Raw genomic sequence first — 11,221 nt, 5'->3', positions numbered from 1 at the left:
TCGTTCGCATCGCACCCGGCGTGGGTGCGGGCCGCGCCGGCGTGGGATGGGTGACGCGGGCCGGCGTTCGCATCGCACCCGGCGTGGGTGCGGGCCGCGCCGGCGTGGGATGGGTGACGCGGGCCGGCGTTCGCATCGCACCCGGCGTGGGTGCGGGCCGCGTCGGCGTGGGGTGGGTGGCGCGGGCCGGCGTTCGCGTCGCACCCGGCGTGGGTGCGGGCCGGGGGTGGGTGACGCGGGCCGGCGCTTGCCGGGTGCCGCCCGCGCCCACCCGTGCCGCCCCAGGCGGCACATGTGCCCGCGGCTTACGGGCCCATGTGCCCGCGGTTTACCTGCCCATGCCGCGGTTTACGGGGCCCATGCGGCGTCCGCGGTTTGCGGGGTCCGTGTGCCCGCGGTTACGGGGGCGGCCATCTCCGCTCAGCCACGCGGCGTTACGTGTCCGAGGAGAAGCGCAGGGAGGCCGGGGGGATGTGGGCGTCGCACCAGATTCTGGCGCCGGAGCGGAGTTCGTTGTCGGCGCCGATGATCGCGCCGTCGCCGATGACCGTGTCGCTGAGGACCGAGCGGGTGCCGACGCGGGCGCGCGTGCCGACGAGGGAGTCGGTGATGACGGCGCCGGGCTCGATGACGGCGCCGGGCAGGATCGTGCTGCCGAAGACGCGCGCGCCCTCCGCCACGAAGGCGCCCTCGCCGATCACCGTGCCGCCGGCCAGCTTCGCGTCGGGCGCGACCTGGGCCGTGGGCAGGACCAGGCGGTCGCCGCAGCGCCCCGGTATCGCCGGGGACGGAGCGCGGCCGAGGACCAGGTCGGCCGAGCCGCGCACGAAGGCCGCCGGGGTGCCGAGGTCCAGCCAGTAGGTGGAGTCGACCATGCCCTGGAGGTGCGCCCCGGTGGCGAGGAGTTCCGGGAAGGTCTCGCGTTCGACCGAGACGGGCCGCCCCGCCGGGATCGTGTCGATGACCGAGCGGCGGAAGACGTACGCCCCCGCGTTGATCTGGTCGGTGACGATCTCCTCCGGGGTCTGGGGCTTCTCCAGGAAGGCGAGCACCCGGCCCGTGTCGTCGGTGGGGACCAGCCCGTACGCCCTCGGGTCGGTGACCTTCGTCAGGTGCAGGGAGACGTCCGCGCCCGACGTCTCGTGGGTGCGGACCAGCGCGCCGATGTCCAGACCCGTCAGGATGTCGCCGTTGAAGATCAGGACCGGCTCGTCCGGCCCCGAGTGCAGCCGGGACGCCACGTTGCGGATCGCCCCGCCGGTGCCGAGCGGCTCCTCCTCCGTCACGTACTCGAGGTGCAGCCCCAGCGCCGAGCCGTCGCCGAAGTACGGTTCGAAGACCTCGGCCAGATAGCTCGTCGCGAGCACGATGTGGTCGACGCCCGCCGCCTTCGCCCGTGCCAGCTGGTGCGTGAGGAACGGCACCCCGGCCGCCCGGACCATGGGCTTCGGGGTGTTCACCGTGAGCGGACGCAGCCGCGTGCCCTTGCCGCCGACCAGGAGGATCGCTTCTGTCACCGTCGTCTCTGCTTCCTGCCGGGACCGGCCGAACTGTGTTTCGGCCGGCCAGTGTATGCAGACCGTTCCTCGGCGCCCTCGACGGCCGTGCGCTGTCCCGCCCTCAGCGGCCCTGGTACCTCGCCGCCTTCGAGCGGCTCGTGTCGAGCTTGCCGTAGAGCAGCCTGCCGGGGCAGTTCGTCGCGAAGCCGTCGCGGTGACCTGAGATGACGTTCAGTCGTACGTTCTTACCTTTTCGGTAGAGATTGCCACCACCGGACTTCAGGTATGTCTTCCCGTCCGGATTCATGCCGTAGATGCCGAGCTTCCACGCGGTGAGCCGCGCGATCGCCTTCACGGCGGCCGAGGACGGCTTCCTGGCGCTGTACGTGCCGAGAACGGCGATGCCCATGCTGTTGGAGTTGAACCCCAGGGTGTGCGCGCCGAGTACCGCCTTGGACACTCCCCCGGCGCGGCCCTCGTAGATGTTTCCGCACTTGTCGACGAGGAAGTTGTAGCCGAGGTCACGCCAACCCGTGCTGTGGACGTGGTAGCGGTAGATACTGCGAATGACTGACGGTGCCTGTGCGCAGCGGTACTTGTTGCCGGTGGCCGAGTGGTGCACGAAGGCCGCCTTGACCTTCTTCGTGTACACGAACCCCTTCTCCCGCAGCCCCTCGTCCGCGCCCCAGCCGTGGCGGGTGGTGATGCTCGGGCGGGCGCCGACGTACGGCTTGGTCTGCTGCCCGGCGCCGAGTTCGGCCTCGGTCCGGGCCTGGCTGAGGGCCGGGATCTCGGTGGCGCCGAGCGGGGCGAGGCCGGCGTTGACGGCGGAGGCGGCGAGCGCTTCGGCGGACGCGTCGGACGCCGAGGTGGTGCGGGGCTCGCCCTCCGGTCCGTCCTTCGGTACGTCTTCCGGTCCGGGTGCCGCCGGGGGCGGGGCACCCTTGCCGGGGTCGACGAGTTCGAGGCGCATGCCGCTGGGGAGCGCCGACGCGGTGGCGGCCGGGACGGCTCGGGTGGCGGCCTTGGGCGCGCGGTCCGCCCGCACCCGCACCTCCACCCCGTCCGACTCGCCCACCCACAGGGGTGCGGTGGCGCCGCGGACCCGGCCGGAGGCGCCCTCGGTGGTGCCGGGGTCGGCGGCGTGGTCGGCGTTGTGGGTCTCCAGCTCCTGCCAGTCGGACCAGGCGCCGGTGGCGGTCGCCCGCGTGCGGACCTCGACGCGGCCGTGCAGTTCGGTGCCCGGGTTGTCCCAGACGACGCCGACGAGCGAGAAGTGCCGTACGTCCCGGCGGGGCAGGCCCTGTGCGGCGGCGCCGGGGGCCCGGTCGCGGGCGAGGGGGGTGAGGGGCAGCGACTGGGTGCCGCCGGGGGCGTACGCCTCGGCCTGCGCCGCTCTCGGGATCGTGGGCGGGGGCGCGGAGGTGGCCGCCGCCGCGGGTGGGGCGAGCGGGACGGCCAGGGCCGCCGCGGTCGTGACACCGATCGAGGAAGCAAGGAATCCACGCATGCCCCTGATACTGGACATGGTCATACAAATATGTCCATTTGAGATCTGACGGTCCGTAGGGTGTCTTCGTCCGAACCGGTGGTGGTGCGGTACGCCGTCCGCTCGGTGCGGATGTTGGGGGCCGCGTACGCTTGCGCGGGTGAACGCGACCGATCGCACCCCTGCCGACCTGCTGAGTTCCGCGCTCGCCGCGGACCCGGGACGCCCCTTGGTGACCTTCTACGACGACGCCACCGGCGAACGCGTCGAACTGTCCGTCGCCACCTTCGCCAATTGGGTGGCCAAGACCGCGAACCTGCTCCAGGACGAACTCTCCGTCGAGCCCGGCGACCGGGTCGCGCTGCTGCTGCCCGCGCACTGGCAGACGGCGGTGTGGCTGCTGGCGTGCGCGTCGGTGGGTGTCGTCGCCGACGTGGCGGGTGACCCGGCGTCGGCCGACGTGGTCGTCAGCGGGCCGGAGCCCGAGTCGCTGGAGGCCGCGCGGGCGTGCTCGGGCGCGCGGATCGCGCTGGCGCTCCGGCCGCTCGGGGGGCGGTTCGCGCCGCATCCGCCGGAGGGCTTCGCCGATTACGCGGTGGAGGTGCCGGGGCAGGGGGACCGGTTCGTGGCGTACGCGCCGGTGGATCCCGAGGCGCCCGCGCTGATCGTGGCCGGGCGGGAGTTCAGCGGGGCCGAGGTCGTGGAGCGGGCGCGGGCGGAGGCGTCCGGGCTGGGGCTCACCGGGCCGGGGGCGCGGATTCTGTCGGGGCTGCCGTACGACACGTGGGAGGGGTTGAGCGCGGGGTTGTACGGGCCGCTGGCGAGTGGGGGGTCGGTGGTGCTGTGCCGGCATCTGGAGCGGGCGGGGGATGGGGTGCTGGATCAGCGGATCGAGGCGGAGAGGGTTTCTGCCACGGCTCGGTGACGTGAGGTGTTTACGGGGCCCGGTGTCGGCGGGCTCTTGGCACTGACCCGGCGGTGACCGGGCGCCCGGTGTCGGAGCTGCGCGGGGGTGGGTGACGCGGGCCGGCGCTGGCCGGGTCCCGCTGCGCCCACCCGTGCCGCCCCAGCGGCACGACTGCCCGCAGCTGGGGCGGGAGCGACTGCCCGCAGCTATGCGGGCGGACTGACCCGTTCGGCTCACCAACGTTCCGCGTCGCCGCGGCCCGCGCTGCATGGTCGTAGGAGCGCACGGGTGTGGGACGGAGGGAGACGTGAGCGATGACGCCGGCAAGGGGGCGGGGGCGTCCGCGTCCGGGGACGGGCTGAGGCGGCGGCGTCGGAGGCGGCGGCTGGCCCGGGCGGGGATCGCGGTCGGTGTGGTGGCCGTCGGTGCCGTGGGCGTCGGGTGGGCGGTGTACGCGAAGCTGAGCGGCAACATCACGTCGGACGAGGCGGCGGCCGCCGAACTCGCCCGGTACGAGAAGGAGCGCCCCACCGCCCTGGTGCGCGGCGCGCAGAACGTGCTGCTGATCGGGTCGGACTCGCGCTCCGGCGACGGCAACGCGCGCTACGGCCGGGACTCCGGGACCGAGCGGTCCGACACCACGATCCTGCTGCACCTGGCGGCGGGCCGGGACAGCGCCACCGCCGTCTCCCTCCCCCGCGACCTGATGGTGAACGTGCCCGCCTGCCACGGCCCGGACGGGACACGCACCGCGCCGGTGTTCACGCAGTTCAACTACGCCTTCGCGGCGGGCGGTTCGGCGTGCTCGATCCGCACGGTGGAGAAGCTGACCGGCATCCGGATCGACCACCACGTGGTCGTCGACTTCCAGGGCTTCAAGAAGATGGTCGACGCCCTCGACGGCGTCGAGGTGTGCCTGCGCAAGCCGGTCGACGACGAGGACGCCAAGCTGAGACTGCCCGCGGGCCGGGTGACGCTCGACGGTGAGCAGGCCCTCGGCTACGTCCGCGCCCGGAAGTCGCTCGGGGACGGCAGCGACACCGACCGGATGGACCGGCAGCAGCGCTTTCTGGGGGCGCTCGTGAACAAGGTGCAGAGCAACGGCGTGCTGCTGAATCCGGTGAAGCTGTACCCGGTCCTCGACGCGGCCACGTCGTCACTGACCACGGACCCGAATCTGGCGAGCCTGCGCGGCCTGTACGACCTCGTGCGCGGGCTGCGCGACATTCCCACCGAGCGCGTGCAGTTCCTGACCGTTCCCCGGGAGTCATACACGGGCGACGCCAATCGCGACCAGCTCGTGCAGCCCGCCGCCGAGAAGCTCTTCACCCGGCTGCGGACGGACGACCCGGTGACGATCGCGGCGCCGGCCAACGGCGAGCCCGGTGACACCGATTCTCCGGCGCCGACGTTCAGCGGGAACACGGCCGACGAAGACGTCTGCGAGTAGCGCGGGTAAAGCGCGTGCAAAGTCACGGTAAGACGGGTGCAAGGCACGCGTGAAAGTACGGACAATTGTCCAAGAAATGCGCTGGATTGCCCAGTTGTAAGTTTCGTGGCATGCGTCACTGCCATCGCCCCGGGCGGAACCGGGCGGTTAATGTGAGCGATCCGGTGTGCCCGGCCACGAGGCTCTGCCCGAGGCCGCGCACCGAGTGAGCGAGACCGGGCGCCCGGAGGGGAGGGCGCCGCGTGGCCCCGACGGAGGATTCGGACAACCGTGGACGCGCAAGGCCGTGGACGGGCGGGCGACATCGACCCCGCAGACCAGTGGGTACTCAATCCGGACACCGGCGAATACGAACTGCGACTGTCCCCTTCCGCAGCGCAGTCACCGGTCCCGGGCCCCCGGCGCGCCGCGCGCGCCCCGGCACCGGACCGTGAGGTCCCCCCGCAGCGCAGGCGCCGTTCGGCTCCCGAGGAACCGCCGCCGGGGCGGGCCGGGCGCCGGCGGCCGGCGAAGAAGAAGTCGCGGGGCAAGCGCGTCCTGCTGTGGACGGGCGGCACCATGGCGTTCGTCGTCCTCGCCGGCGGCACCGCCGGGTACCTCTATCTCCAGCACCTGAACGGCAACATCCAGTCCGTCGCCGACGACGGCGCGAGCACCGGTGGCTTCCAGAAGGACAAGGCCATCAACATCCTGCTGATCGGCACCGACAAGCGCACCGGCAGCGGCAACGAGGGCTACGGCGACACCGGGAGCGCCGGCCACGCCGACACCACGATCCTGCTGCACGTGTCCAAGGACCGCTCCAACGCCACCGCGCTCAGCATCCCCCGCGACCTGATAGTCGACGTCCCCGACTGCCCGACCACGCAGGAGGACGGGACGAAGAAGGTCATCCCCGGCTCCAGCGGCGTCCGTTTCAACACCAGCCTCGGCCAGAGCGGCCGTACGCCCAGCTGCACCATGCGGACCGTCACCGAGCTGACGGGGGTGACGCCGGACAACTTCATGGTGGCCGACTTCAACGCGGTCAAGACGCTGACCTCGGCCGTCGGCGGCGTCGAGGTGTGCCTGGCGAAGGACATCGACGACCCGGACTCGCACCTGAAGCTGCCCGCGGGCGAGCACACCGTCGAGGGCGAGCAGGCGCTGGCCTTCGTCCGCACCCGGCACTCCGTGGGCTTCGGCGGCGACCTGAGCCGTATCGAGATCCAGCAGCAGTTCCTCAGCGCGCTGATGCGCAAGCTGAAGTCCAACGACACGCTGACCAGCCCCTCGAAGATGCTGAAGCTCGCCGAGGCGGGGACCGAGGCGCTGACCGTCGACTCCAAGCTGGACAGCATCGGCAAGCTGAAGGACCTCGGCCTGGAACTGGGCAAGCTCAACACCAAGAACCTGACCTTCACCACGGTGCCGGTGATCGACAACCCCGCCGAGAAGGTCAAGGCGACGGTCGTGCTCAAGGAGGGGCCCGCCCAGCAGGTCTTCGACATGATGCAGAACGACGTCTCCTTCACCGAGGTCAAGAAGAAGGAGTCGGAGAAGGAGAAGAAGGAGGCCGCCGCGGTCGCCGCCCGCCTCAAGGGCGAGCAGTCCGAGCCCTCCGAGGTCCGCGTCCGCGTCATGAACGGCGGCGCCCCCGCCGGCAGCGCCCAGCAGGAACTCTCCTACCTCCAGACCGACGCCGGCGTCACCAAGTCCGAGAACGCCGGCAACGCCCCCGCGGAACTCGCCAAGACCACCCTGGAGTACGCCCCCGACCAGGCCGACCAGGCCCGCGCCCTCGCCGAGATCCTCGGCCTGTCCGGCGCCGCCATGAAACCCGGCGAGAGCGTCACCAACTCCCAGGGCCTGCCCACCATGACCCTCACCCTCGGCAAGGACTTCAAGGGCGCCGGAGTCAAACTCGACGCCTCCTCCGCGAAGGCCCCGGAGGACCTCCAGAAGTCCACGGCCGACAAGGTCGAGTGCGCGAAGTGACCTGACGGCCTCCAAACCCGTCTGACAGTACGGCAGTCCATCGGTGCGCCGGGGAACGGCCGGGACGGAAGCGGCCCCGCGGGGCGCCCGCAATCCGTCGCGGCCGCCGTACAGCCAACGAGGGGCTCCGTACGTCCAACTGTGCGAACAGGTCGCGCGCAGGGGCACGTTCACGGGCCCGAGGGTGGGAGAGGGACATGACGCAGGGCAGTGTGCACGGGGAGGGAACGCGACCGGCCTCGGTCCGAGCGGCTCACGGCGGGGACACCGGCGCCAAGGACGGGGGCGGCACGGGCACGGCCGGGCCGCCGGGCCGGGGGAACCGCCGCCGGTCCGGGCGGCGGCGCACCGGACGCCGGCGCCGGGCGCTGCGCTGGTCGGCGACGGTCCTCGCGGTGCTGATACTCGGCACGGCGGGCGCCGGATACCTCTACTACCGGCACCTGAACGGCAACATCGAGAAGGGCGCGCGCAGCAGCGGCGACTCCAAGGCGCACCGCACCGAGCCGAACGCGGCCGGCCAGACTCCCCTGAACATCCTGCTGATCGGCTCCGACAGCCGCGCCTCCGAGGCCAACGTGGCGCTGGGCGGAGGCAAGAACAACCGCGACAACCCGCCGCTGGCCGACGTGCAGATGCTGATCCACCTGTCCGCGGACCGCAAGAGCGCGGCGGTGGTGAGCATCCCCCGGGACACCCGCGTGGACATCCCCGCGTGCCAGAACGCGGAGACCGGGGAGAAGTTCCCCGCGACCAACGCCATCATCAACGAGTCGCTGGCCCGCGGCGGCGCCGGCTGCACCCTGGCCACCTGGGAGAACCTCACCGGGGTCTACATCGACCACTGGATGACGATCGACTTCGCGGGCGTGGTCTCGATGGCCGACGCCGTCGGCGGCGTCGAGGTCTGCGTGAACCAGAACGTGTGGGACCGGCCGCTGCCCGCCGTCCCCGGCGGTTCGGGTCTGAAGATGGAGGCCGGCCGCAACAAGGTGCAGGGCGAGCAGGCGCTCCAGTGGCTGCGCACCCGGCACGCCTGGGGCAGCGACCCGCTCCGGGCCCGCGCCCAGCACATGTACATGAACTCGATGATCCGCACGCTGAAGCAGCAGAACGTCTTCACCGACACCGGCCGGCTGATGAACCTGGCCGAGGCCGCCACCAAGTCCCTGACCGTCTCCGAGGAGATCGGCACGGTCAAGAAGCTGTACGACCTGGGCATGCAGCTCAAGACGGTGCCCACGGACCGCATCACCATGACGACGATCCCCACCGTGGCGGACGACCAGGACGCCAACCACCTGCTGCCCGCCGCCGGCGCGGACCAGATGTGGGCGATGCTCCGCGACGACGTGTCCTTCGACGACAAGGGCGGGAAGGACGGCAAGGGCGCCGGGAACGGCGGGAGCGGCAAGGACGCGAAGGGCACGGAGGACGCCGAGGGCGCCACCGGGAAGCCCTCCGACGAGCCCGCGGCCGACTCCGGCATCGGCGTCCTGGTCCAGAACGCCACCCGCTCCGACTCGCTCGGCCCGGTCAGCGGACGGGCGAGTGCCGTCGCCGCGTCGCTGGTGCAGAAGGGCTTCTCCAGGGCGACGACCGACACCTCCGCCGCCCTCTCCGAGGAGCGGACGCTGGTCCGGTACCCGAGCGACGAGCTGGCCGGCGACGCGCGGCGGGTCGCCGACGCACTGGGCATCCCGGCGAACGCGGTGCGCAAGTCCACCGACGTGTCCGGGATCACGCTCGCCGTGGGAGCTGACTGGCGCTCGGGTACGTCCTATCCGAAGCAGAAGACGCCCGAGGCGGGAGACCTGCCGGACGACAGCGACGCCCTCAACGGCTCGGACACCGGCAAGTGCATGGACGTCTACAAGCCCTATCGATGGTAGGAGTTCACGAAAATAGGAGGGATTGCCCTGTTGTAGGGGAGTCGAATGTGACACCGGAGTCGTTCGACGCTGAACTGGACGGATAGTGTGAGCGCTCCAGTGCCCCTGCACCGCGAGGCCGACCCTGGCGTCGTGCACTAGTTGACCCTTTATCGTGCGCCTTCCGGAGAAGGCGCCGCGTGGCCCCCGACGGAGGATTGGGAGACCGTGGACGCGCAAGGACGTGGGCGGGCAGACGATGTCGATCCCGCAGACCAGTGGGTACTGAATCCACGCACCGGTGAATACGAACTGCGACTGTCCCCTTCCGCACCGCAGTCGTCCGTCCCCGGCCCCCGCCGGGGCGCACCCCGCTCCCCCGACGCCTCCCGCGACGGCGGCGGCAACGCGGGCACGGCCCGTCGCCGTACGGCCGCGCCCGGCCGCGAGGTCCCGCCCCAGCGGCGGCGCAGGCCCGCGCCCGAGGAGCCGGTACCGGGGCGGCGCGGACGCCGGCCGGAGAAGAAGTCGAAGGGCAAGCGGGCCCTGCTCTGGGTCGGCGGCAGCACGGCCTTCGTCGTCCTGGTGGCCGGGGTCGGCGGTTACGTCTACCTCAAGCACCTCGAGGGCAACGTCTCGACGACGGACGTCGGCAGCGCCGGAAGCAGCAGCTTCAAGAAGAACGAGGCCTTCAACATCCTCATCATCGGCACCGACAAGCGCACCGGTGAGGGCAACGAGGGCTACGGCGACAAGGGCAGCGTCGGGCACGCGGACACGAACATCCTGCTGCACGTCTCCGAGGACCGCTCCAACGCCACCGCCCTCAGCATCCCGCGCGACCTGATCGTCGACGTCCCCGACTGCGAGACCTTGCAGGAGGACGGGACGAAGAAGATCATCCCCGGCTCCACCGGCGTCCGCTTCAACACCAGCCTCGGCGAGAGCGGCCGGGACGCGGGCTGCACCATGCGCACGGTGAAGGAAGCGACCGGGATCCAGCCGGACCACTTCATGATGGCCGACTTCAACGCGGTCAAGACGCTGACCACCGCGGTCGGCGGCGTCGACGTGTGCGTGGAGAAGGCCGTGGACGACCCCAAGTCCCATCTCAAGCTGCCCGCGGGCGAGTCGAAGGTGGAGGGCGAGCAGGCGCTGGCCTTCGTCCGTACCCGGCACGCCTTCGGCAACGAGGGCGACCTGGACCGCATCAAGGTGCAGCAGCAGTTCCTGGGCTCGCTCATGCGCAAGATGTCCTCCAGCGACACCCTCACCAGCCCCACCAAGCTGGTGAAGCTCGCCGAGGCCGCCACCAAGGCCCTGACCGTGGACAAGGCCATCGGCAAGGTGGGCACGCTCAAGGACATGGCCCTGGAGCTGAAGAAGGTGCCGCCGAAGAACATCACGTTCACCACGGTGCCGGTGATCGACAACCCCGCCGAGAAGGTCAAGGCGACGGTGGTCGTGAACGAGACCAAGGGCCCCCAGGTCTTCGACATGATCAGGAACGACATCTCCTTCACCGAGGTCAAGCAGAAGGAGAAGAAGGAGGCCGCCGCGGTCGCCGCCCGCCTCAAGGGCGAGCAGTCCGAGCCCTCCGAGGTCCGCGTCCGCGTCATGAACGGCGGCGCCCCCGCCGGCAGCGCCCAGCAGGAACTCTCCTACCTCCAGACCGACGCCGGCGTCACCAAGTCCGAGAACGCCGGCAACGCCCCCGCGGAACTCGCCAAGACCACCCTGGAGTACGCCCCCGACCAGGCCGACCAGGCCCGCGCCCTCGCCGAGATCCTCGGCCTGTCCGGCGCCGCCATGAAACCCGGTGAGAGCGTCACCAACTCCCAGGGCCTGCCCACCATGACCCTCACCCTCGGCAAGGACTTCAAGGGCGCCGGAGTCAAACTCGACGCCAAGTCGGTCGAGACGCCGGACCTGGACAAGTCCACGGCCGACCAGAAGCAGTGCGCCAGTTGACCTGACGGGCCTGTCGTACGTCTCACATGACGGAGACGGGTCCGCGCGGTGGCGCGG

The 11,221-nt window shown here is 71.4% G+C and carries 7 protein-coding genes; 5 read left to right on the top strand and 2 right to left on the bottom strand.

The features are described 5' to 3' along the window. Positions 1–434: 434 nt before the first annotated feature. Together ACGF3J_RS14440 and ACGF3J_RS14435 are read right to left on the bottom strand one after the other, a co-directional pair. Positions 435–1,517 carry an NDP-sugar synthase gene (locus ACGF3J_RS14440; protein WP_161329092.1) on the bottom strand — a complete coding sequence of 361 codons (1,083 nt, stop codon included), beginning with the start codon at positions 1,515–1,517 and terminating at the stop codon, positions 435–437. A gap of 103 nt (positions 1,518–1,620) precedes the next feature. After that, the gene (locus tag ACGF3J_RS14435) at positions 1,621–3,009 is read right to left on the bottom strand and encodes a peptidoglycan recognition protein (protein ID WP_161329093.1); all 1,389 of its coding nucleotides are present in this window, start codon (positions 3,007–3,009) and stop codon (positions 1,621–1,623) included. Between the two features lie 139 nt (positions 3,010–3,148). Here ACGF3J_RS14435 and ACGF3J_RS14430 point away from each other — a divergent pair, with 139 nt between their 5' ends. The 5 genes from ACGF3J_RS14430 to ACGF3J_RS14410 all read left to right on the top strand — a co-directional run bounded on the left by ACGF3J_RS14430 (position 3,149) and on the right by ACGF3J_RS14410 (position 11,164). Beyond that, a complete protein-coding gene (locus ACGF3J_RS14430; protein ID WP_161329094.1) occupies positions 3,149–3,913 on the top strand; it encodes a TIGR03089 family protein in 765 nt (254 codons plus the stop codon). Positions 3,914–4,202: 289 nt separating this feature from the next. Next, a complete protein-coding gene (locus ACGF3J_RS14425; RefSeq protein ID WP_346346120.1) occupies positions 4,203–5,345 on the top strand; it encodes an LCP family protein in 1,143 nt (380 codons plus the stop codon). Between the two features lie 270 nt (positions 5,346–5,615). Further along, positions 5,616–7,322, top strand: coding sequence for an LCP family protein (locus tag ACGF3J_RS14420; RefSeq protein ID WP_393854177.1), 1,707 nt, complete (start codon positions 5,616–5,618; stop codon positions 7,320–7,322). A 197-nt stretch (positions 7,323–7,519) separates the two neighbouring features. Then, a complete protein-coding gene (locus ACGF3J_RS14415) occupies positions 7,520–9,214 on the top strand; it encodes an LCP family protein (protein WP_393854176.1) in 1,695 nt (564 codons plus the stop codon). Between the two features lie 207 nt (positions 9,215–9,421). Next, entirely contained in the window at positions 9,422–11,164 is a 1,743-nt protein-coding gene (locus ACGF3J_RS14410; RefSeq protein WP_393854175.1) for an LCP family protein, read from the top strand. The last annotated feature ends 57 nt before the right edge of the window (positions 11,165–11,221 follow it).

Origin of the sequence: Streptomyces sp. NPDC048171, from assembly GCF_043202655.1 — a bacterium.
In the GTDB taxonomy this organism is placed as follows: domain Bacteria; phylum Actinomycetota; class Actinomycetes; order Streptomycetales; family Streptomycetaceae; genus Streptomyces.
Note: the sequence above shows the minus strand (reverse complement) of the source record. Positions and strands in the feature narration are given on the sequence as shown.

Excerpts from the sequence above, each read along its gene's own strand:
- ACGF3J_RS14435 (WP_161329093.1), bottom strand. The coding sequence starts at position 3,009 with ATGCGTGGATTCCTTGCTTCCTCGATCGGTGTCACGACCGCGGCGGCC.
- ACGF3J_RS14415 (WP_393854176.1), top strand. The coding sequence starts at position 7,520 with ATGACGCAGGGCAGTGTGCACGGGGAGGGAACGCGACCGGCCTCGGTC.